Source organism: Bacillus cereus group sp. MYBK95-2 (genome assembly GCF_051915225.1).
GTDB classification, from domain to species: Bacteria; Bacillota; Bacilli; order Bacillales; family Bacillaceae_G; genus Bacillus_A; species Bacillus_A cereus.
This window is the reverse complement of the sequence record NZ_JBQAEH010000008.1, coordinates 1-22,697: the sequence shown is the minus strand read 5'-3', so window position 1 is coordinate 22,697 and position 22,697 is coordinate 1. Positions and strand designations below refer to the sequence as shown.

The window sequence follows — 22,697 nt, the reverse complement described above, 5'->3', positions numbered from 1 at the left end:
ATCTTCCCTTCAAAAATTATTTGCTCTTATAGGTTCGTGTTTATGTTTAGCCCATAAATATTTCTGCAGTGAAACTCCAATTACTCCAATAATAACAAGCCCAATCCCTCCATAAACATAGAGTTGAGTTACTCCAAACAAATGCACTAATGGACCACTCATAGCAGGAGAAATAATTAGAACTGCGTTTGTTAAACTGCTTTGTATACCAAATACTCTTCCTACTTGATCTTGATCGGATTCTATTTGTAAAATGACTTGATTAGATACAAGCATCAGCCCACTTCCGATACCAGCGATAAAACTAATTAAATAAGCTAAAACGAAGACCGTACCGGGCGTTATCAAACCAATCCCCCCAAAACCAATTCCCATTAAAACCATACCTCCACATACTACCCAGCCATATTGAAATTGTTTTAATTTCTGAGTTAGTAATGCACCAAGTATTCCGCCAAGACCAATAATAGAAATGATATATCCCATTTTACTTTTATCATGTGGGAATAAGCTCTTAAATAAAGTTGGGAATTGTGAGTCTACTAATTGTAATACCGCCATGGCTATTGTAACGAAAATCATGGTTGATAATATTATCCGATTAGATAACACATAACCCCACCCTTGTACCCAAGCGGTCCAAGTACTTTGTTTTTGCTGTTCAACAAATTCTTTCGATATAGTTTCTTTAAATTTTATTGTGGGTATGAGAACTAAGGTAGCTAATAAACAACTTATAGCTCTTATAATGAGGCAGAACTCTGGTTGAAACCAGCTCAACAACATGCCCCCTATAAGGGGGCCTACTATCTTGGTACCCTGCTCTACTATTCCGTTGATACTTACTGCTTTAGTAAGCAAGTCCGGGGATACAATCTGTCTTGTTAGTGTTTGCTGTGCAGGATAATAGAAAACAATAAAAATGGAACGAATCATTAATGCCACTAAGAGCCAGTGGATATCTTGTACAAATAAAAGAGCAATTGTTATTAGACCAACCATTAGATTACAGAACATCATAATTGGAATTTTTCTAAAACGATCTGCAATAACACCTGCCCATGAGCCAAAAATAATTCCAGGAAGTGCATATGCAACAGGAATCAATCCAATCATAGTAGGATCTACTTCCCATTCAAACCCAACTATAGTCATAATCGCTAACATATCAATAAAAACACCAAGCATAAGCAATGAATAGGCAGAGAAAACTTGTAAATAAACCCTATTTCCTAATAGGCCTTTTGAATCAGTAGTTTTCATAAAAGCAAGCTCCTTAGGTTACTAATATAAACGCTTTTGCGTATAAGGTACCTCTTTATTAAACCTAATTAATCATTATTGACATCTCACCTAGAATTTAACTTCGCCAAAACTCAAACCGGTCTTATTTTTCATATATTTAAAATAGTCAGACAAACGAAAGCGTACCTATTTCTTCATTTTTATATCAACTGTTACAAAATATATCTTTACCTTACACTAATAACAGCTAAACGTTGCCTTAATATAACCCTTTACAGTCGTTTACACATTCAATTCACATCCTTTTTAAAGTTGGCTTTTTTCTATCTCAAATACTATCACACAAATATTTCACCTACTATATTCATAAAGTTGAAATATTTGAATCAGAAAATTCGGATAAAAAACCAAATCCACAAATCATAACAAACTATTATTTATTTATATTTTCATTTTATAGATAGCTTTAACCATAAGGGTATCAAGAATTAAGTTTTTTAATTTTATTAACATAATAGTTTAAAGAGACCGTAAATCCTACTAAACAAAAAAAATATACAATAAAGTATATTTTTTTCTTATCCTACATATTTTCTATGCAAATTAATCCCAATAACTAAAGTTGATAATAAAAATATAATATTACCAATCACTAATGTACTCATAACAAGAATTGAATAATATAGTATTAATACTTCTGCACCTACTACCTATTTTATTTATTGGATATTTATACTTCAAAAAATTACACATCATTCACAATTAAGATACATACCCAAAATATGATTTGAACGTTTTATTATATTTTAAGATAATATAAAATCAGTTTTTCTATAAGAGAACTTAATTTTTATGTAGTACGAAACTGTTAGTAATACAGTATATACTAATTTAGTTATAAAAACATTTAAAGACCACCTATTTCCATAAGTGATCTTTCTTTGTGATTCTGTATTTGTGCACTACTGTAGAAATATATCGTAGAAACGCTTTGTTTGCTAAATGTTTAGTTCTTTCTATTTACTAAAAAACATAGCTTCATACAATTAATATCATATTCGTTAAATTGCAAACTATTATTTTGTCTTCTGTACAGGCAAACTACTAAAAATTAATTCAGCAACTTTTACATATCCTTTTGAGTTTGGATGAATTAAATCCTTAGACCAAAGCGTATTATCATTAACTAAATGATGATTCCAAAAATCAACATGATGAAGCTTATACTCTCTGCTCAGTGAATGTATAACTTCATTTGCCTCTAATAATTGTTCTTTTATTACTTGTTTTTTTTCAGAAGCAAAAGGAAGCCTAACTGTAAAATCTGGAAGGTTTGCTATAATAATATCAGCCCCTGCTTTACTTAATGTATCTATCATAAATTCCATATCGTTCTTATATGCATCGTGATTCCAACGTCCTTTTAAAACATCGTTTGCCCCTGCAATGAGACTAACCAAATCTGGATTAAAAGTTAGCGCTTTTTCCAATTGCTGCGAGCGAATTTCTTTAGTTACTAACCCACGCTTTGCAAAATTGGCATATTCTATATCGTTTTCACACAGTTGAACAAAATAATCTACCCAGCTTTTTAATGCAATTCCCTCAACTTCATCCCCTATCCCCTCTGTAAAACTATCGCCAATTGCTACAAATCGCTTCCACATATGTATTCCCCCTTTATTATTAACCATATCTATACTATACAATAGCTCACACCGTAATTGTTATTTCTAAGTGGTTTTCGATTTCAATTATATTCCACTTTACTATATTTATATTTAGAATCCAAAATTGACCGATTCCTAAGTATACTTAAGAATCGGTCATATTCATATATTTACTAAAGAGATAAAATCTATCTAGAAATTATACTTTTTTCAAAAAATTTATTGTTCTTTGTTTTGCCCAGTTGATACATTTCTTTTCGATTAAATGATATGAAACTATAGAAAAAAGTAGTGTCATTGCAATGCACAAAGTAAGAAGGAATAAGATAGGTATCTTTGTATACAATAGTTTAAATAGTACCATCATGATTGGAAAATGACACAAATAGATACTGTATGAAATTTCTCCTAAATATACAAATACACTCTTATTTAGAAATGCTTTTACTTTTAGGTTACTCATAGCCATTATAATAAATATACTAACCCCCATTACGACACCCCAATCTTTTAATAAGAAAGTTGTATCATTACGGGAAAAACCATAAATTAAAATGGAATATAAATATAGGATAACCCCTAATGCAATAAGAAATCCTTTTTTAAATTTTTTCATATTCCTATATGAGTAGATAAGTTTTTCCTGATACTTAAAAAGTAACATTCCAACAATAAACATAGATGTAAAATGCAGTGTATCAGCATAACCATTATAAAATCCTTCAGCTTTCCCAATATGCAACATATTAAGAACAACACTAATTAACGAAAAGCTCAAAGCAAATAGTATCGTTTTCTTCCAATTCAGTTTATAAAAAAGAAGGAATAACAAAGGAAACACAATAGATATACGCATTTCTTGAGCCAATGACCAAATAACTGGATTATAATTTTCCGTAAAAAAGTTATTAAGAAGCACAAAGTGGTTTAGAATATCTAATTTTGTTATAGACCCTTGCCACCTATCATAGAACCAATCCCGTAATCCTACCACTTCATACGACGAAAATAAAATAAATAAAACAAAGGTAACGATTATCCAAAAATAATAAGGAATATAGATTCTTACAAATCTCTTAATTAAATATCCCCAATAATTTGTTTTTGAATGATAAAGTGCCATAGATAACACAAAACCACTTAGTACATAAAAAACGATAACAGCTTCCCCACCCGCCCATAAAAACCTAAGCGGGGAAAATTTAATAGAATTAGGCAACGATGGTAGCATTAAACAAAAATGTCCAAATACCACAGTAAGTGCCGCTAACCCTCGTATGGAATCTAATTCTTTTATTCTCTTACTCATAAAATGTTCTCCTTGTAAATTGTAAATTTTGCTGTTCATAAAGGCCACTATAAGAATGTAGTGGGAGAATTGTACATATTCTTTCTTTAAATTCCTAATATAAGCAGTACAAAGTTAATTTGACCTCCATTTCTTTATATACATAATTTAAAACAAAATATTTAATACAAAGAAAAGATTTTATTAAATTTTTATAAAGTGAAACATTTAGTTGTATCCTATAAAATTAGCTTTTTACTATATCAATCGCACTATCCCACATACCACTAAAAAAAGATCCTGTTTTACGTATAAAACGTGTAAACCAATTTGCTTGTTCCACATCAGATTTTGTTACAAGGTCTATTTGTAATGATTTACCTGATAAAAACCCAGGATCTGTATTATCTTTAGGCAAGATAATCATTTTACTAATTGTTACACCTTTTTTAATAGGCACTTCTTGTTTTTTATTCAATACTTTAAATTCTTTTTTATAAATGTCTTTATTGCCCTTCGGCATTGGAAGTGAAACAGCTTGCTTCGTTTGAACTACTACATCTTTGTCTTTTGCATTTACTACTCGCACTGTTTCATGCCCTTTTACTACTGAATCTTTTCTGTAGACATTCTTCACTTCAAAATTCGCAAATCCATAATCGTATAATTTCTTTGTTTCATCAAAACGTGCCGTATGAGATTTTGCTTTTATCACTACAGAAATTAGGCGCATACCATTTCTTTCTACTGTACCAGTGAAACAATCTCCCGCTTCTGGAGTCGTTCCTGTTTTCAAACCATCTACACCTTCATATTGCTTAATTAAACCTTTTAACATCCAGTTAAAGTTCGCCATATCAATTGGATATTTACCACCCTCTTGGAATGTTTTTTTAGGAATTTTTGCTGTATTTAATATTTGGGGGAAATCTTGAATAAGACGTTGTGCTAAAATTGCACAATCCCTTGCAGACATTTTATTTTTCTCGTCTAGAGTTGTCCCTTCTGGATGATATCCTTTTAAATCGTGATTTGTTAAGCCTGTAGAGTTTACAAATTTATAATCTTTCATTCCAAACTCTTTCGACTTATCGTTCATCATTTTTACAAAGTTGACTTCTTTACCAGCAATCTCTTCAACTAAAGCAATTGTTGCACCGTTTGCAGAGTAAATTGCCATTGCCTCATATAACTCTTTTACCGTATAAGAGCCACCATTTTCTAATGGAACGTTTGATAATGAACGATCTTGCGAAATCTTATGTGCATATTCAGAGATTTTAACTTTTTGATCCCATTTAAGTTTTCCTTTATCCACCGCTTCATGAACTAAGTATTCGCTCATCATTTTTGTCATACTAGCAATTGCCAATGATTCATCTGCATTTTTTTCATATAAAATTTTCCCGGAATTTGCTTCTATTAAAATTGCTGATCCTGCTTCAACCTCTATAGCAGAAACTGTTTCCGCTGCTGCTCTTCCAAATGTAACGAACATGCTAAAAAATAGTGTAAGCACTGTTACTATTGCAATAAATCTCTTGCAAAACATACCTTTCACTTCTGTTACCTCCAATATTTTTATACTCAAAAAAAGCGTTATTCTAACATAATCTCAAAAAAACAGACAGTGTTCTCAAATTGTATATACATATTAGACGTTAGGATCGCTTTCATATAGACCATCTCATCCGACACTTTTAGGTGCCCTACTACTTTGTATTCCCACACATATCACTATTTTTAATCCCCTTATATTTTTCAAAATGATTCGCACTTTCATATTTTTTAGGATTACAATTAATAGACAATCTAAATAATACATTTGTTCCACATTTACAAAAAATAAAGTGAAACTTTAATCAGTTGGGGTCTTACTGCCCGTTAATGCTTTATTAGCTATCAAGGATTTTAATTACTCAATTCAGCTATTTGCTAGACTTATATTAGAGATGAATTTTCTTTAGTCTAAACTATTAGTTTTTTGTAATAAAAAAACTACACCCTATACTGGATGTAGTTTTTCTAACTGATTTATTTATTTTTCACTTCATTTTTATAAAAAGCAAATAATGGTTCGATGGATGGACTGGATAACAGCGGAATTGCCTTCTCAATCAATTTCCTATCCCAATCAAACCAACGCATTTCCATTAACATATTTATCTCTATATCAGTGAATCGTTTCTTTATTTCCTTAGCAGGATTTCCACCAACTATTGTATACGGCGGAACATCTTTACTTACGACAGATCCTGCAGCAACAATTGCCCCTTCACCAATAGTAACGCCAGGCATTATTATAGCATTCATTCCAATCCAAGCATCACTTTGAATGACTGTATCGCCCTTTGGTTCATATGATTGTTTGATTTGCTCAGCGAATGGATATACTGTAATCCATTCTGAGTGATGATTATGATTACCACCCATTAAAATGACTACCCCACTTGCAATGCAAACATAATTCCCAATAATGAGTTTATCAAGATGCCATCCCATCTGTTCAATTGGATTGAAAAGTGCTTGAGACTTAGCATCTCCCCACAAATACCTTACACAGCCATCTTCAAAATTTTGATGGCTATAATAGCCTGAATAATAGGAGTACTCTCCTACTTCAATGAGTGGATTTGTTACTATATCTTTTATATACTTTGTTTCTGACCAATGATTAAATAATGGATACTTCATAACTTTATTCCTCGCTTCTAAGTATTATATATTTTGCTATTTACTTAGAAGCTTACTACGACTGCTACATTTTTTAGCTTTCTCAAACGACGAATCATTATCTTCAAGCCTTTCTTTTATACTATAAAAAAGCATAACGTAATATATTACACTAGTCAAATTGTGTAATTTTGAACACATCTTAAACAGCGTAATACTGCAATAAGAACATGAAAACACTCTAACTTTGATCCAAATAATATATTGATTACATTTAGTTTATATTTTGTAAAAAAATTTTAATTGCCATGACAAAGCAAACAATAACCACTATTGGTCGTATTAATGACGTCCCTTTTGTAAGCACCATCTTCGCTCCAATATACGATCCTATAATTTGACCAAGCATCATAATCAACCCAATTGTCCAATCGATTTGGCCAAAAATAATAAAATATAACAAAGCAGCGAAATTACTTGTAAAATTCAAGATTTTAGCATTTGCAGTTGCTCTCGTAGCACTATATCCACATAAAAGAATGAACGCTAAAGCAATTAAACTACCTGTTCCTGGGCCGAAGAAACCATCATAAAATCCAAGGAATGGAGCCACTGTTAACGCAAACAACAACATACTTATTTTTCTCGGTCGATCTTCGTTTGCTATATTTGGAGATAATAGAAAATAAAGACCAATAATAATAAGTAAAAAAGGTAATATCATGATTAAATATTCTGCTCGTATCTGTAAAACAAGCCATCCACCGAAAACGGATCCCAAAAAGGTCATTAAGATGGACAAACGCATTTCTTTAAGATTAATTTCTTTCTTCTTAATAAAAAACACTGTTGCCATGAGAGTTCCGCTACTCCCTTGTAGTTTATTAGTTGCTATCGCTACAGAAGGAGACATACCTACTAATAACATTATCGGGATAGTTATCATACCACCGCCCCCAGCAATCGTATCTATCCATCCTGCTAATACAGCTACTAAAAATAGTAGTATAAGTAATTCAATAGTAAAATCCATACAAAGAATATGGGAAGGCTTGAGCTATTATAACCCAAACCTCCCCATCGTCCCTCCTCTCTTTAAACTAGTTAATTAAATCTGTAAAGTAACTTTCTTTTCGATCACGTAATCGACTGGAAACGTATTGTCTGCAAACAATTCTTCTTCCATATTTATTATTTCCAATCGGGATTTTATATTCTTCCTCAGATAACCTTTCCCTACCATGAGTTACATTTGTTTGTTTACCATAGTATGAATTTGGTATAAGTAATAAATCTTCAGATGTAAGTGGAACCTTATAAGTAGGCGTTGTTCGTAAGAGTTCTAAAAACATGTCAAATTTCAATTTTTCTTCTTCACTTTCTCCCACATAAATTAATCTATTTTCCGCTCCATTCAAACAAGTTGCAATAATATCACCATTATCATCCAAAAATATGATTTGGTTTATTTCCCCTACAAATCCCGATATTTCACCATCCGCCATTCCTGCGATATGAGCAATAGGCATTTTACTTATCGCCAATATGTCATCTTTACTGAAGTGATTTTCTTCAAGATGCTTTTGCAGTAATTTTGGCGTTCCAATATGAGTTTGAGTTTTTAAATTTAACACTCCTTTTAATAAAAGAGCATCAACTCTAGTAAATTTTCCACAAGTAATTTCAGACACTATTCGTTCCACGGATTTATTAAGTCTATTTGATACAATTTCTAAATTCGTATTGAATGTTTTCAATCTTGCTTCAATATCTGATTGGTCTTTCATATCTGTATACACTGTGGCATCGTTATGTTGATAAAAGTTCCCGCCACCGGTGCTTGCACCGACATTTCGCAAAACTTCATCGTTGTTTAAAGGTGAAATAAGATGAAATCTATTTTTCCCTGCATGTTCGGATGGGTGAATTAAAGCATCATAATTAAAAAGTGTGGCAAAAAGCCATGTGACCCATTCTGCATAAAAATATTTTTTCATTCTATCGTGTTCGTCTTCGCCATAATTAAAACCTCTGCGATTTTCCCCAGGTAATAGTGTTTCCATAGGATCACATGGAGTATTTTTAATAAGAGTAGGTGGTACGTTTCCGCCACAATTCGCTATTTTTATTATATTTAGTAGGTTTTTCATATCTGAATTCGGATTTTTCTTTGAATAGTCAATCAAACAATTAAGCCACTCTTTTGAAAAATATGCTGCTATTTCTTAATCACAAGTATAAGGATTATGAGTTTTCAATTCATTTTCTATCAGATTCTTCATTTTATCCTTCAATACATTAGGAATGCTAATTTCTTCAATTTCTGTAATCTGCAGTATTCCTTTATTCATTATAAAACCTCCGTTGTTTTATTTTTTATACCCTATCTTCTATTAAACAAACTATCCATTTCTTTTTTGCTCCTTCGCTTTTCGTCAGAGCTATTAGAACTACCGATTTACAAATAAAAAACGTGGATTATAAGAGATTTCTTCTTAGGTACATTTCCCCGACGAACCTCTATTGAATTGGTAAATTTAATTTAAAAATCTCTTTCATTTTCTAAAGTTTTCCTAATTTTAAAATCAGAATTTTCAATACAACTATGTTAACATTAAAAATATAACACGAAACCAAAAAATGTAAATGAATAGTTTTTTTATAAAAAATAGTCAGACTATTTATGAAGTAATTCGTATTCCATTGAACGAACTACGGCCCCTCAATTTTATTGATAACAATAAAAAACCCCCCTAAATTGATAGAGGAATTTTTTTCAAGTATATTCTATTTTAAAGTTCTTACTTACCTTTTACCCCGCTATTTGCCGGGCAGTAAGACCCCTACCTTAAAATACAGCGGAAGCAAAGAAGTTAGGTGGGGGTTCGGGCTGCCCATAAAAGCAAGATTGGTGAGGGCTGATAATCAGTGGGGATGAACAAAACTCCCCCTGATTAAAGTTTCACTTTATTTTAAAAGATATTGCTGTAACTTCTTTATTAACAGTTCCATCCCGTTTGGACTTACAATAATCTTCCCATTCGCTAACGAAATATTGCTGTCTGAAATATCCCCTGTAAGTGCACAAGCTCTTGGAGATTGATATTTTCGTAAAATAATCTGGTCCTCTTCTATAAACATTTCAAGAGAATCTTTTTCTACAATTCCTAAACTCCGTCTTATTTCCATTGGAATAACAATACGCCCCATGCTATCTGCTTTACGAGTAATTCCTCTTGATTTCATAAAATGCCACCCTTTATATTTATCTAATATTACGGTATTTATTTTAGCAATAAACAACAATTAGGAATAGTTCGTATTACAGTACTTTTTTTAGAAAAAAATAACAATTAGGAATAGTTTATGTTAGAATTCTTTCTTGTTTATTCTTGATTTTTAATATATTTTTCCTTGATCATTTTTATATATTGTTTTCTTTCAGTTAGTTCAAATATAAATAATGCTTTTTTTATGTCTGTTAAACCAACTTCATTAGAGTGCTGAACTTTCAATAAAATTGCACCTTTTTCAAAAAATAATTCACCTAATAAGTATAAAGTATTCATATTTATCGCTAATTTTATACCTATTTCACTATACTTTATTGCTTCTTCATATTGATTTGCAAGGTGTAAACATTTTGTTAACGTATGAATGAGTCTTAATTTGATTTCTTTTTCTCTAGGAAATTCTATCTTATTAAAATTAATTAAACTTTGTTTTAATATATTTATACTTTTCTCATACTCTTCATTTTCTGCATGTATTATAGCAATTGAATTCATTATGCTTATTTCTTTTTCTGATAAAAAGTTACTACTACTTAAGGTTTGTTTTAGTGCTCTATTTAAAATGTCAAACGCATTACTTGTTGCTCCATTTACATAATATATAGCAATCGCTTCATGCCATAATAGAAATTGTTTATCTTCTTTTGATTGAAAATTATTCTCATCTTTCTCTTTTTTTACTATTTCGTAAAGCTCATTATATTGTTTTTGTTTCACACAATCTCTCATTACACATTTTACATTTTCAATATATTTTATTTTTTTATTTTTGGTTAGTGCGAATATATAATTTGGATCAATACCAAGTCTTTCAGATAATTGATACAACAATATGCTAGATGGATAAATAATACCTTTTTCTATCTTACTAATTTGACTTTGTGAACATATTCCATGACATAATTCAGATTGTGACATGTTTTTTTTCTTTCTAAGTTCTTTAATAATAATACCAAGATTGTAGAATTCCATCTTTCCTCCCTCAAATGTAACACTTTATGAGTATAAGAATATTTCCCAACTTTTAATGTAATGTAAAATTAATATAGTTACAATTACTAATTATATGGATTTATAGTTTCTTTTACAAACTTGTATTACAATACGAGAAATTATTAAAATATGGTTCACTAATAATTAATGGGAGTTTTATCCCCCCACTGATTATTAGTCCACTCCAGGCAGGCTTTTACAGGGAGTTGGACTTCTTTGCCACATCTAAATTTTGAGGTGGGAGTCTTACTATCCGCAAATAGCCTGATTAAAATAAATATGATTTTTCACCTTTATTTCTTTTAATAGTTTCTTTTGATTTTTATATAAATAATTTCGAAGGAGCGTATTTTATGAAAAGAATGTTGACCGAAAGAGAGTTAGAAGTAGCTATTTATGTAGCAAAAGGATATACAGATGCAGAAATTTCCCAAAAAATATATGTTACCCCTCGAAGAATTTCAACGATAATTAATCATATTAAAGAAAAATGGCATATTAATTCTAGAGTGGAATTAGGTATTTTAGTTTATCATTATGGTTTTATAGATGCACCCTTATTTTCAAATAAAAAAATTCAGCTATGTAAAAAGGTTGTACAATAGATAGCGGAATATAACGAGTTTAAATTGCAAATAAAAATAGAAGAGCAGACAAATTTTTATTATTTGGTTTACTCCATCACTTTTTAAATTTCATACATTAATATAAAAAGGTTAGAGAATTAACTTCTCTAACCTTTTTATATACACTATTAGGTTTCAAACAGTAAAGATGCCCTAATGCTACCATTGATCCTGTTCCCTATTCAACCTTGTATAAACACAAAAAAGAATCAGACATTACCACTATTCAAAACCAGTTACAATTCTCTCTTTCATTTTCTGTAATACTTCACTGCTCAATACTTTTTGACCAGTAGGAAGTTTTAATATGGCAGCGGCACCTTTACTAAGGTATATTTCTTGATCATTATTTTGATTTACTACCAATATTCCTTGCCCTTCAAATTCGAAATAACTAATATCTTTTGTTTCATTTGTATTATTCTTTATTGCTGTATATAATCCATATAAATCTTTACTTCTATTTTCTCCGCCCGTTCGAATCGGTTCAATATCATTCGCAACAATTAGTCCTTCTGGCTGCTCACCCTTCATAATAAACCACAGCTTTTCATTTGTTGGTAATAGTAAATTCTTAAATTCAGAGCTATTTAAAATTTGCTGCGCTGGAATTGTTGCATAGATTGGTAACGAAAATGGAGATGTTGTTATTTTTTCAAAACTTAAATTTTCAGAAGAACTTCCCTTACTATATTGATAATCTTTTAATGCGATCGATTGTACTGATTCACTTTTATTTTTTGATGCATAACTAATTTTACTAGCGAAAATAATAACGGTCATTAAGCACATGCACGGTATCACAAGCTTAAGTAGTTTTCCCATTTATGAACCCCCGCTTTTAATATTATTAGTTTGCATGGATATTATAAACAGTTTCACTCCACCAAAAATTATTATTGTTATGGAACGTACTGAAATTATGATTATAATGATCACCATACCAAGGGTCCATGTACGTTATATAATCTGTTCCATTTGTCCCTTTATAAAATCCATCAAGTACTAGAAAGTGTCCGATGTTAGCTCCATTTTGCCACATAATGAGTGCAATCATCGGCTGATTACTATTAATTTGTCTTTTGAACCAATCATATGATTTTGCTCCAGAACTTATAGCTGAGCTAACACCATATCCTGATAATCCATATTGTATTTCACGTGAAGTTGCAGGATTATTATATGATCCACCCTTAACATACCTAACGTACTGATCTTGTGAAGGAGTTTTCCCAAAATAATTTAGAACTGAAACCGAAGTGCCTGCCCAACACCAATTTGATCTTTCTTGTAATATGTTAGGTACAGATAATTTACGATCTATTGATGTATTTGGAGGATTTCCATTAATATACGCTGACGTTACATATACTTTTTTTCCATCTTTAAAATAATAAAACCAACGATTATCTAAATTTCCTGTCCAGTAATCTTTAACCGCTTCACCATACTCCCATCCTTTAAAAGATACTGTTGTATTTCCGGGAATCACATCTACAATATTTGCATTCAAACTTTTTGCCTCTCTAACATTTACATTCAATGGAGCTGTTGTTCCTGTAAATTCAACTTCCTCTGCTATTATTTTCTGAACACCAGTAAAACTAAATGTGAAGAACAATAAAAACATACAAACAATAAAATGCTTTCTTCCCTTCATTTCTCCACCCCTTCATCAGTACTAAAAAACATCAACAATTCATCCTTATTAATTGTTCAAGCTTAATATTACATACTAACGAAAAATGACTTCTCATAAAGTGAAACTTTGATCAGTAGTGGTTTTATTCATCCCCCACTGATTGTTAGTTAAACCAATCGGGCTGCTCTGCAAATAGCGGGATAAATTCCAATACAAAAAAGGAGCCTATAAATTTTTATAGGCTCCTTTTTATTTCGTCGTTATTACTTAGCTAATTCTTTTGTACCCTTCATTACATCAATGAAGAATCCCCAGTTATTCACTACAGAAGAGATACTGATATGTTCATCTGGAGTGTGGACGTTAAAAATGTCTGGTCCGAATGAAATTGCATCTAATTCAGGCATTTTTTGAACGAATACGCTACACTCAATCCCCGCATGCACAGCGAAGATTTCAATTTCTTTATTGTATTTTTCTTGATGCACTTTTTCAAATAAATTACGAATTTGTGAGTTTGGATTGTATGGCCATTCTGGATACTCTGACTCTATTTCAAATGTAGCACCAACTAATTCAGCAATATATTTGATTTCTTCTGCAACATGTTGTTTTAAACTACTTACAGAACTTCGCACTTCGTTACGTAATTTAATTTCATCTTGCAACGTTTCAATAACGCCTAAATTTGTTGAGCTTTCTACAAGACCTTTAATATCCATGCTCATACTTTGAATGCCATTTGGAATTAAGAATAATGATGAAATAAGCTGCTTTTGTGTCTCTTTAGCAAATACTTTTTCAACTTTTTCATCCAATTTTGTCAGTGTAACATGAACATCTGGATCAACAGCACGCATTTCTTCTTGTAATACACGTGTCCATGATTCTAGTTTTTCTTCTACTTGTCCTACATCTTCTGTACGAATTAAAAGTGTAGCTACACTTTCACGCGGAATTGCATTCGTTTTTAATCCGCCGTGAACTTCACTTATGTTAAACTCCGTATGTGCCGATAAATCACGTAATACTCGTCCTAATACTTTGTTCGCATTACCGCGTTGTTTATCAATTTCCATACCAGAATGTCCGCCTTTTAGACCACCAACATATAGACGGTATGCATCCATATTCGCTGGCGTTTCATCCCAAATTACGGGAATTGTTTCAACAGCTTTCGCACCACCTGCACTACTTACAAGTAATTTATGATCTTCTTCAGAATCAATATTTATAAATATCTTTCCTTCAAAATGATTTGGATCAATAGCAAAAGCCCCACCCATTGTCGTTTCTTCTTCAGTAGTGATAACGACTTCAAGTGCTGGATGCGGAATTTCTTTCGAATCTAATAAAGCTAATGCATACGCAACTGCAATACCATTATCAGCACCTAGAGTTGTTTGATTTGCATATAACATGTCCCCAATGATTCGTAATTCAATTGGATCTTTTTCAAAATCATGTACTGTTGCTTGATTTTTTTCGCAAACCATATCCATATGACCTTGAATAATAATAGCTGGTACATTTTCATAACCAGCTGTTGCTTCTTTTTTAATAACGACATTTAATGCTTCATCTTGAATGACTTCTAAGTTACGCTCTTTTGCAAAGCCTACTAAATAATCACTAATTTCCTTTTCATTACCTGATCCTCTAGGAATCTTTGAAATTTCTGCAAAATGATAAAATACAGGGTGCTTTGTTAATTGTTCTAAGGTAAAATACATTTTTCAAGCTCCTCTCCAAATGACAAAATAATATGTAAGTCTCATATCATTATACCATGATTCATTATTTTACCTTTGTTTTAACTTTTATTGTTCATTTTATGTACAACAATCTTACAATATTGTAAGGGCGTTGTAATCTATATCGATTTTTCTCATTTAATAATAATCGTATACTTTTTAAAGAAACACATTCAAGGAGATAAAGAAAATGAAAAAGTTTTTAGCAATTATTACACTATGTTTATTATTTTTAGTTTTACTATTGGCTGTGAGAGAGCGTCACTAAATAGAATTGGTAAAGATGTATATTACATGCAGATAAAAGGCGAAGGAACTATCGAAAAAGTAGATGGTAGAAACTTACGAAACTATACGCTGCCCGCATATGATGAAGATGGTGTCAAAAAACAAATTACATTTAGAAGTACAAAAAAAGAAAACGACCATAAATTAAATAAAGACGCGTTTTTACGCCTTTATGTAGATCAAGATGATAATAGCAAAAATGAAATATCATCAATTGAAGTAAAGTCCTATGAAGAGATTCAGAAAGCAGATTTACCTGAAAAAGTAAAAGATAAGTTTACTATTAAATAAAAAAACAAAAGAAAATGCTCTATGCATTTTCTTTTGTTCTTTTCACCTGTATATATTTTGAACTACTATTATTCATTAGTTTCTCTAACCGATTTATATTCTCCGTTAATGCACCTTTCACAAGAGAGAAATCTGTATTGGATTCTTCTTTTTTTTCTTTAAAAAACGAAGACTTTTGCACATTGACTTCAGCCATCTCTTCTCCCCCTTTTCAAAAAGATACAACCTTTTATTTATATTATATAGCAAATGTAGAAAGAGTGTACACTTATGATTTTCTTTTTAATTCTTCTTCTAATTCTTCTACTTGCTGCAACGTATCCCCTTTTATTAAAGAGAAATCTGTTGTATCTTCGTTACCTTCTTTAAAAAAATCATTGTCATAATCTTTTACCACTACAATCACCTCTACATGCTAGTGTAGGAATGATTGTCCAATTTTATTCAACTTTGTCGGATTTTGTTTTTAATTTATGTATAGAAGAAAAGGACAGAAAAAGATTCTGTCCTTATTTACTAAAATAACTATGATGTATTGTTAAATTATATACATTTTCAAAATCCCGATCTTGCAGGTTATTTTTCTTTCCATCAATAACAATGAAAACGTCACTTACTATTTTTGCTGGTATAATCCCGACATTTTCTACTTGCACCGCTTTCTGCTCATTCAATTGCTCGATATGTTCTAACGGAACGATAATACTAAATTGCGAGCGAATACCACGAAAGTTTGTATTTAACTCTTTCGCGGCTTCAAAAACAACAATTTTCGCGCCAATCTTTTCCCCATATGAATCTAAAAATGCATTTAAGCTCTTTGTATATTCCTCTTCCGTATGCCATTCCATCGTACCGAATACTGCTGGATTAACATTTTGAATAATTGTCGTGTATATTTCTCCTCTCGCTTTAGATGCAATTAATGATCGTTTTATTGATTGAACTGTCTTGCCAATATCGCTAAATTTCGCACCCCATATTTCAGAAATATTAGGTGTTAAAATAAACGCAATATCAACAAAAATAGCCATTGCAGTAAACATTAAAAGATTTTTCCAGAGGGTTAAATCAATTCCTTTTATCATGAAATACACAGTGACAGATATGATAAACAAACCATACCAAGTCTTTCTAATACGTTGCTTTTTCTCCTCGTACAAATCCTCATTTTTCCAATAAAAGAAAACAAGGACTACAAAGACAATTGCTAAAACAAATAAGCCAATTCGAATGTTAGAGATCATTAATCACATCACCCTCCATTCAAAAACTACTCACGATATCATTACATGCGCAAGCTGCTCTCTTTATGACAAAAGACGTGGACAAGCTTCTAAAATTAGCTACATCGCATATATATTAGAAAGTACCACGTCTTTTATCCTGTTATTTGTGGGAAATAACAACCCCACTGATTAAAATTCCACTTTACCATGAGTCTATATTGTATATGTAGACAAGCATTCATTTCAAATTTTCGTATTAAAAAGAAATATGTTTCGGAATTTCCCCTTCAGGTACTTCTCCATCCATACTTAAATAATAATGACGAATCGGACGTAAGTTTTCGTCTAATTCATAAACAAGCGGAATGCTAGTGGGAATATTTAATGAAACTACACCATCACTTGAAAGGTTGTCTAAATATTTTACTAGCGAGCGAATTGTGTTACCGTGTGATGAAATAATTACTTTATTACCACTTTTTAATGTCGGCGCAATTTCTGAATGCCAATAAGCAAGTACTCTCTTCTCCGTATCCTCTAAACATTCAGTTAATGGAAATTCACCTTTTTTGAGTGTTTTATATCTTGGATCGGTCGCTTCATATCGAGGATCGTCTTCAGTGAGAGCCGGTGGTCTTACATCAACACTTCTTCTCCAAATATGAACTTGCTCCTCACCATATTTTTGTGCAGTTTCATCTTTATTCAGCCCTTGCAATGCACCATAATGTCTTTCATTTAGCTTCCAAGATTTATGTATTGGAACCCAAGTAAGATCCATCTCATGAAGTACAATCCATAACGTCCGAATTGCGCGTTTTAATACTGATGTATAAGCCACATCAAAAGTATATCCGTTTTTCTTTAATATTGCTCCTGCTTCTCTCGCTTCACTTAATCCATTCTCTGATAGATCAACATCTGTCCATCCAGTAAAGCGATTTTCAAGATTCCATAAGCTTTGTCCGTGACGAATAAGTACAAGTTTTATCATTATAATTCCCCTTTCGGAAATGTGAATTTTATTGTTCCATTGCGTACACGTATAAAATATCTAGTAATGTATCTTTTTATCCATTCACTCTATGACCAAATCATAGTTGCCAAATGTATGGATAAAATTTGTTCTTTTTCAAACGATAAAAACAGAAGTTTTTTCATTATTTTTGATCGACTGGTATTTCACGTTTGGATATCCAAGCATCAAAACCTGATCGGCTATTTGCCATTTCATTCATAACTTGGTGCCAATTGTCCTCACATGATTCACCAAATTTTGAAAAAATAGCACCCATTTGTTGTCTTTGTACATCACTCAGTTTTTTCTCTAAATCTGTACCTTTTTCTGTTAAAGACAACTGTTTCACACGTCGATCATGCATAGCTTCATTACTCTCAATTAAGCCCTTTTCCACAAGTTGACGTAGCGGTCCGTGGAGAGCTTGTTTACTTATTTCTAATAGTGATAATAACTCATTTACACTTATCCCTGGAAAACGTGCGATAAAAAATAAAATTCGATGATGTACTCGTTGAATGCCATATTCTTTTATAATTTCATCTGGCTTTTCAGTAAATGTTTTATATGCAAAATAAAATAATGCTAATGCCTCATTCATCTGTTCTTCTTTATGTTGTGTCATCTACTTTCCCCCTGTATGTAAATTATACCACAATCTAGTAATGAATATTTTAATCAACGCATTAGAACTTATTTAGTCTATTGAAACATTCATTGCACAATTAGGAGATGATTCATTTGAAAAAACAATATACTGTAAGTACATATTTATTGGATAGACTACATGAATTAGGAATTGAACATATATTTGGGGTTCCTGGTGATTATAATCTTGCCTTTTTAGATGATGTGGTAGCACATGAAAATTTAAAGTGGATTGGCAATTGTAACGAATTAAATGCTGCATATGCAGCAGATGGGTACGCTCGCATAAAAGGAATCGCTGCTCTTATTACTACTTTCGGTGTTGGAGAATTAAGCGCTATTAACGGTATTGCTGGCTCATATGCGGAAAACGTGCCAGTTATAAAAATTACAGGTACGCCACCAACAAAAGTAATGGAAAATGGTGCAATCGTCCATCATACGTTAGGAGATGGAAAGTTCGATCACTTTTCCAATATGTATCGAGAAATCACTATAGCACAAACAAATGTAACACCTGAGCATGCTGCTGAGGAAATTGACCGTGTTTTACGTGCATGTTGGAATGAAAAACGCCCGGTTCATATTAATTTGCCAATTGATGTGTATAATAAACCAATTAATAAACCGACAGAACCTATTATAAATAAACCTATTTTAAGTAATAAAGAAGCATTAAATAAAATGCTTCTACATGCCATTTCAAAAATAAATAGTGCCAAAAAACCTGTTATTTTAGCTGATTTTGAAGTAGATCGATTTCACGCTAAAGAAAATGTACATCAATTCGTAGAAAAAACTGGGTTTCCCATCGCGACGTTAAGTATGGGAAAAGGAATATTCCCAGAAAAACAGCCTCAATTTATAGGGATTTATACTGGTGATGTAAGTTCTCCGTACTTGCGAAAAAGAATTGATGAATCTGATTGTATTATTAGTATTGGTGTGAAGTTAACTGATACTATTACAGGCGGCTTCACACAAGGTTTTACAAAAGAACAAGTTATAGAAATCCATCCCTACACTGTGAAAATTATAGATAAAAAATACGGTCCAGTTGTAATGCAGGATGTTTTACAACATTTAAGTGATTCAATTGAGCATCGTAATAAAGATACCCTTGACGTTAAGCCATTTATTTTAGAATCCTCACCTTTTACTGAAGAGTTCATTCCAAAAGCACAAATGGTCACACAAAAACGTTTTTGGCAGCAAATGTACCATTTCTTACAAGAAAACGACGTCTTAATTGTAGAGCAAGGAACACCTTTCTTTGGTAGTGCTGCTATCCCTCTACCTAATAACACTGCATATGTAGGACAACCGTTATGGGGATCTATCGGATATACACTGCCCGCTCTACTTGGTACACAGCTCGCCAATTTATCACGGCGCAACATTTTAATTATTGGTGATGGTTCTTTCCAAGTAACTGCCCAAGAGTTATCAACTATATTACGTCAAAATTTAAAACCAATTATATTTTTAATCAATAACAACGGATACACTGTTGAACGTGCCATTCACGGCCAAAACCAACCTTATAATGATATACAAATGTGGGATTACAATAAACTATCAATGGTATTTGGGGCAGAAGAAAAAAGTCTAACATTTAAAGTAGAAAATGAATCAGAATTAGCAGAAGTCTTAACAAATATAACTTTTAATAAGAATCAACTTATCTTTATTGAAGTTATAATGAGCCAAAGCGATCAACCTGAATTGTTAGCTAAACTCGGGAAAAGATTTGGTCAGCAAAATTCTTAATATAAAAGCATAACCTAATTATACAATTGGTAGTGTAAAACTTGTTTTGAGAATAGTTTCGACACTCAAAATACGTAAGGAAAAGGATGGAAAGTACCATCCTTTTCTATTTTAAGAGCGTTCTTCGACTAACGCCCCGTGCGACAAGCAAAAATTCTTAATCCATCTTTAACTTTATAGCTTTTGTCGCAATAAATGTTTTAATATGCTTATCTAATATCCTTGTTCCACCAAAATCATCCTCATAAAAACCTGTTATAGCAAAACCAGCTTCAATTTGGCCTTGGATTTGGTCTTCTAAAGTATGCGCATATTCTATTGTTTGATTTGAATCGATGTAATCTTGAACTTCATCCTCTGGTAAATAATCCAATGTTGATGAAGGAATTGAATGTTTAACATCAAGAATACCTTTTTGCTCTTGGTTATCATCAAAAATCCATAGTAACGGATTTGTAAATCCAGCAATAAGAATACCTTTATTCTTTAAAACCCTAGAAACTTCATTCCATACAAGATGAACATCTTTTACAAACAAAAATAAGCTACGCTTTTTCTTTTTTATTCAGCAAGAGTTAACTGCCAAGATACACCATACTTATCATTTAACCAGCCAAACTTTTTACTAAACGGATAAGAACCTAAAGGCATGAGAATTGCTCCATCCTGCGCTAGTTTATGAAAGACCGTATCAATTTCTTCTTCTGTCTCACAAGTTACATAAAGAGACATAGCTGGAGTGAATGTAAAATTATGATTTACATAACTATCAATACACATAAACTCTTGGCCATTTAGCGTAAAAGTTGCATGAATTACAGTTCCCTCTTTACCAGGTCCATTTTCATCGTAGCGAGAAATACTTACAATTTCTGATTGATCAAATAGCGACGTATAAAAATTCATCGCTTCCTCAGCTTTGCCCTCAAACATTAAAAACGTAGTAATTTTTTGATTTGCGTTACTCATATGGAGACAGCCCCTTGTTATATATTTATGTAAAACATACGTCACCCAAAAACCGAACGTATATTCCTATGCGCATATTGTCTATAAAAACGATGAGTTTGTCAATTATCTACTTTATTATTTCTTCTTAAATAACGCTGTCCAAAGAAATGATTCTCCAAACATTTCATTCGGTTGTTTTATTTGTTTCATCCTTCTAATCTCAATTACCTCAAATTCTTTAAATATATCTCTTAACTTTTCTTCCGAGTATGCAAGACCACCTTGTAGACTCCATTCTCTATATACATCCCAATCTGTTATTTCTGATCCATTTCGTTCATCTAAATCGCCTGCCGCAAAACATGTTAATCCGAAATAACCACCCGATTTTAATGAGTTTTTAATTAAATCCACATAATTTATTCTTCTATGCGGTGGAATGTGATGCAAACAGCCCGAATCGTATACAAAATCAAATTCGTTTTGAACCTCTAAATTAAAAATCGAATCACAAATAAAATGAATTTCTACCTCTTTTGCCAATGCCCTTTCTTTAGCCCAATTAATGCCTTCTACAGATAAATCCACTGCTGTTACATCAAATCCTTGAGTCGCTAAATAAATGGCATTTCTACCTGGACCACATCCAAGTTCTAATACCTTCCCTTTTGAAACTCTCTCTTTTTGTATATACGAAACTAGATTCTCATCTGGAACATTTTCAAAAAACGGAACATCCTTTTCTCTATTCTCATAAAACTCATTCCAAAATGGTTCTGCAGGTCTTAATAATGAATCAAGCATTTTTAAAATGTCTTCTTGTGTGTGTAACGTTTCAGTTTTCATTAATACCCCTCCATAAATTAATAGTCAGAAAATTATTATATATCTTTTCGAACTTTCAAACAAAGAAAAAACTCCTATATTCAATAGGAGTTTTTGTCTTTAAAATCCGAGTACAGCTAACCATTTTAACAATTTCTCTTCTCGCGCTTTTAAATCATCATTCCTAAACTTGCCTAGTTGTATTTCACTAACAACTTCTCCGTCCTCCATAAAAAGAACTCTTTCTGTTTTCTCTGCTACCTATACAACATGAGTCACTTAAGAAGGTTACTTTGCTGAAAAATAAAGCCGATTTCGTTAAGGGATATTTTTGCTAACGCCTCTTCTTTCATACATGTTATTTCATACAATCATACTTTTCTAATAGTTGCGATAGGTAAGACTTTGAAGTTATCTCCATCTTTTCCCCCGCTTAACACTGTACGTGCGACTTTCATCGCATACAGCGTCCCATCTTATTCTTTTATACTAA

General features: G+C 31.9%; 20 protein-coding genes and 4 pseudogenes. 3 read left to right on the top strand and 21 right to left on the bottom strand.

Annotated elements, in window-relative coordinates; translation table 11 throughout:
- Nucleotides 1-9: 9 nt before the first annotated feature.
- From ACTFN4_RS22790 to ACTFN4_RS22750, 9 genes and pseudogenes are all read right to left on the bottom strand, one after another.
- Nucleotides 10-1,263, bottom strand: a complete 1,254-nt coding sequence (locus ACTFN4_RS22790; RefSeq protein ID WP_000858621.1) for an MFS transporter — start codon at nucleotides 1,261-1,263, stop codon at nucleotides 10-12.
- A 1,058-nt stretch (nucleotides 1,264-2,321) separates the two neighbouring features.
- Complete coding sequence (locus ACTFN4_RS22785; RefSeq protein WP_000265900.1) at nucleotides 2,322-2,912, bottom strand: SGNH/GDSL hydrolase family protein; 591 nt, start codon at nucleotides 2,910-2,912, stop codon at nucleotides 2,322-2,324.
- 202 nt (nucleotides 2,913-3,114) lie between these two features.
- Complete coding sequence (locus ACTFN4_RS22780; protein ID WP_439962822.1) at nucleotides 3,115-4,263, bottom strand: acyltransferase family protein; 1,149 nt, start codon at nucleotides 4,261-4,263, stop codon at nucleotides 3,115-3,117.
- Between the two features lie 187 nt (nucleotides 4,264-4,450).
- Nucleotides 4,451-5,764, bottom strand: a complete 1,314-nt coding sequence (locus ACTFN4_RS22775) for a D-alanyl-D-alanine carboxypeptidase family protein (RefSeq protein WP_439962821.1) — start codon at nucleotides 5,762-5,764, stop codon at nucleotides 4,451-4,453.
- 473 nt (nucleotides 5,765-6,237) lie between these two features.
- A complete protein-coding gene (locus ACTFN4_RS22770) occupies nucleotides 6,238-6,897 on the bottom strand; it encodes a CatB-related O-acetyltransferase (RefSeq protein ID WP_000876937.1) in 660 nt (219 codons plus the stop codon).
- 253 nt (nucleotides 6,898-7,150) lie between these two features.
- Entirely contained in the window at nucleotides 7,151-7,909 is a 759-nt protein-coding gene (locus ACTFN4_RS22765) for a TSUP family transporter (protein ID WP_000347993.1), read from the bottom strand.
- Between the two features lie 67 nt (nucleotides 7,910-7,976).
- A pseudogene (locus ACTFN4_RS22760) lies at nucleotides 7,977-9,227 on the bottom strand (hypothetical protein).
- A 616-nt stretch (nucleotides 9,228-9,843) separates the two neighbouring features.
- Nucleotides 9,844-10,122 (bottom strand): AbrB/MazE/SpoVT family DNA-binding domain-containing protein, encoded by a 279-nt coding sequence (locus tag ACTFN4_RS22755; RefSeq protein ID WP_000842216.1) that lies wholly within the window; start codon nucleotides 10,120-10,122, stop codon nucleotides 9,844-9,846.
- Between the two features lie 140 nt (nucleotides 10,123-10,262).
- Nucleotides 10,263-11,141: a helix-turn-helix domain-containing protein gene (locus ACTFN4_RS22750; RefSeq protein ID WP_000397979.1), complete on the bottom strand. Its 879-nt coding sequence runs from the start codon at nucleotides 11,139-11,141 to the stop codon at nucleotides 10,263-10,265.
- Nucleotides 11,142-11,515: 374 nt separating this feature from the next.
- On the opposite strand from ACTFN4_RS22750, the gene ACTFN4_RS22745 reads away from it, so the two are divergent.
- On the top strand, nucleotides 11,516-11,767 hold the full coding sequence (locus ACTFN4_RS22745) for a response regulator transcription factor (RefSeq protein WP_086423239.1): 252 nt from the start codon (nucleotides 11,516-11,518) through the stop codon (nucleotides 11,765-11,767).
- A gap of 243 nt (nucleotides 11,768-12,010) precedes the next feature.
- Here the strand turns inward: ACTFN4_RS22745 and ACTFN4_RS22740 are convergent, their stop codons facing one another.
- The 3 genes from ACTFN4_RS22740 to pepD all read right to left on the bottom strand — a co-directional run bounded on the left by ACTFN4_RS22740 (nucleotide 12,011) and on the right by pepD (nucleotide 15,163).
- Nucleotides 12,011-12,613, bottom strand: coding sequence for a hypothetical protein (locus ACTFN4_RS22740; RefSeq protein WP_000517271.1), 603 nt, complete (start codon nucleotides 12,611-12,613; stop codon nucleotides 12,011-12,013).
- A 25-nt stretch (nucleotides 12,614-12,638) separates the two neighbouring features.
- Nucleotides 12,639-13,448, bottom strand: coding sequence for a papain-like cysteine protease family protein (locus ACTFN4_RS22735; RefSeq protein ID WP_439962820.1), 810 nt, complete (start codon nucleotides 13,446-13,448; stop codon nucleotides 12,639-12,641).
- Between the two features lie 245 nt (nucleotides 13,449-13,693).
- Nucleotides 13,694-15,163, bottom strand: coding sequence for a beta-Ala-His dipeptidase (pepD, locus tag ACTFN4_RS22730; RefSeq protein WP_439962819.1), 1,470 nt, complete (start codon nucleotides 15,161-15,163; stop codon nucleotides 13,694-13,696).
- A gap of 211 nt (nucleotides 15,164-15,374) precedes the next feature.
- Between pepD and ACTFN4_RS22725 the strand changes: the two are divergent.
- Nucleotides 15,375-15,763: pseudogene (locus tag ACTFN4_RS22725) on the top strand (YxeA family protein).
- Between the two features lie 19 nt (nucleotides 15,764-15,782).
- Here the strand turns inward: ACTFN4_RS22725 and spoIISB are convergent.
- The 5 genes from spoIISB to ACTFN4_RS22700 all read right to left on the bottom strand — a co-directional run bounded on the left by spoIISB (nucleotide 15,783) and on the right by ACTFN4_RS22700 (nucleotide 18,635).
- The gene (gene spoIISB, locus ACTFN4_RS22720) at nucleotides 15,783-15,959 is read right to left on the bottom strand and encodes a stage II sporulation protein SB (protein ID WP_000852629.1); all 177 of its coding nucleotides are present in this window, start codon (nucleotides 15,957-15,959) and stop codon (nucleotides 15,783-15,785) included.
- 72 nt (nucleotides 15,960-16,031) lie between these two features.
- On the bottom strand, nucleotides 16,032-16,160 hold the full coding sequence (locus ACTFN4_RS22715; RefSeq protein ID WP_000237819.1) for a hypothetical protein: 129 nt from the start codon (nucleotides 16,158-16,160) through the stop codon (nucleotides 16,032-16,034).
- A gap of 112 nt (nucleotides 16,161-16,272) precedes the next feature.
- Nucleotides 16,273-17,010 (bottom strand): type II toxin-antitoxin system SpoIISA family toxin, encoded by a 738-nt coding sequence (locus ACTFN4_RS22710; protein ID WP_439962818.1) that lies wholly within the window; start codon nucleotides 17,008-17,010, stop codon nucleotides 16,273-16,275.
- A 238-nt stretch (nucleotides 17,011-17,248) separates the two neighbouring features.
- Entirely contained in the window at nucleotides 17,249-17,986 is a 738-nt protein-coding gene (gpmA, locus tag ACTFN4_RS22705; RefSeq protein WP_000594152.1) for a 2,3-diphosphoglycerate-dependent phosphoglycerate mutase, read from the bottom strand.
- A 166-nt stretch (nucleotides 17,987-18,152) separates the two neighbouring features.
- Nucleotides 18,153-18,635 carry a MarR family winged helix-turn-helix transcriptional regulator gene (locus ACTFN4_RS22700; RefSeq protein WP_000191888.1) on the bottom strand — a complete coding sequence of 161 codons (483 nt, stop codon included), beginning with the start codon at nucleotides 18,633-18,635 and terminating at the stop codon, nucleotides 18,153-18,155.
- Between the two features lie 107 nt (nucleotides 18,636-18,742).
- Between ACTFN4_RS22700 and ACTFN4_RS22695 the strand changes: the two genes are divergently transcribed.
- Entirely contained in the window at nucleotides 18,743-20,428 is a 1,686-nt protein-coding gene (locus tag ACTFN4_RS22695; RefSeq protein WP_439962817.1) for an alpha-keto acid decarboxylase family protein, read from the top strand.
- A 157-nt stretch (nucleotides 20,429-20,585) separates the two neighbouring features.
- On the opposite strand, the pseudogene ACTFN4_RS22690 reads toward ACTFN4_RS22695, so the two are convergent.
- The 4 genes and pseudogenes from ACTFN4_RS22690 to ACTFN4_RS22675 form a co-directional block, all read right to left on the bottom strand.
- Nucleotides 20,586-20,966 (bottom strand): annotated as a pseudogene (locus tag ACTFN4_RS22690) (SAM-dependent methyltransferase); the annotation flags it as partial.
- A 23-nt stretch (nucleotides 20,967-20,989) separates the two neighbouring features.
- The gene (locus ACTFN4_RS22685; protein WP_000063587.1) at nucleotides 20,990-21,397 is read right to left on the bottom strand and encodes a VOC family protein; all 408 of its coding nucleotides are present in this window, start codon (nucleotides 21,395-21,397) and stop codon (nucleotides 20,990-20,992) included.
- Nucleotides 21,398-21,514: 117 nt separating this feature from the next.
- Nucleotides 21,515-22,225, bottom strand: a complete 711-nt coding sequence (locus tag ACTFN4_RS22680; protein ID WP_439962816.1) for a class I SAM-dependent methyltransferase — start codon at nucleotides 22,223-22,225, stop codon at nucleotides 21,515-21,517.
- Nucleotides 22,226-22,324: 99 nt separating this feature from the next.
- Nucleotides 22,325-22,465 (bottom strand): annotated as a pseudogene (locus ACTFN4_RS22675) (ABC transporter ATP-binding protein); the annotation flags it as partial.
- Nucleotides 22,466-22,697: the final 232 nt, after the last annotated feature.